Below are 761 nucleotides of genomic sequence, written 5' to 3' on the forward strand. Positions count from 1 at the left end.
CCCCCGCGGGAGCGGCAGCCGCGCCGGGGCGGCCGGGCTGAAAGCCCGGCGCCTTGCGGCGCGGCGGCGTGACAGATCCGGGCGGTGAGGGTACCCTCGCCGCTGGTGCTTGCCGTGCCCGCCGTCCTGCCCAGGAGACACTGAATGAGTCAAGCGATTGAAATCAAGGTGCCGGATATCGGCGATTACGACGCCGTTCCCGTCATCGAAGTGCACGTGAAACCGGGCGACACCATCCAGGCCGAGGACGCCCTGGTGACACTGGAGTCGGACAAGGCCACGATGGACGTGCCGTCGCCGCAGGGCGGCGTCGTCAAGGAAGTCAAGATCAAGGTCGGCGACAACGTCTCCGAAGGCGCCGTGCTGGTGATGCTGGAACCGGCCGGCGCGGCCGCCGCCGCACCCGCGCCGGCCGCAGCGGCACCGGCCCCCGTGGCCGCTGCGCCCGCGCCCGCTGCCGCGCCGGCCCCGGCGCCCGCCAGCGCGCCCGCGCCGGCCGCCGCCACCGGCCCCATCGAGGTCAAGGTGCCGGACATCGGCGACTACGACGCGGTGCCCGTGATCGAAGTCCACGTCCAGCCCGGCGACACCATCAAGGCCGAGGACGCGCTAGTCACGCTGGAATCCGACAAGGCCACGATGGACGTGCCTTCGCCCGCCGCCGGCGTGGTCAAGGAAGTCAAGGTCAAGATCGGCGACAACGTGTCCCAGGGCACGCTGATCCTGATTCTCGAAGGCGCTGGCGCCGCGCCTGCCGCCAG

Annotated in this window: 1 protein-coding gene; it reads left to right on the plus strand. The window is 71.9% G+C overall.

Features of this window, described 5'->3' with window-relative positions:
- Positions 1–144: 144 nt before the first annotated feature.
- Positions 145–761 (plus strand): biotin/lipoyl-containing protein (locus K206_RS0104290; protein ID WP_020201178.1); only part of this gene is annotated, 617 nt, incomplete at its 3' end.

Source organism: Cupriavidus sp. WS (genome assembly GCF_000395345.1).
GTDB classification, from domain to species: Bacteria; Pseudomonadota; Gammaproteobacteria; order Burkholderiales; family Burkholderiaceae; genus Cupriavidus; species Cupriavidus basilensis_B.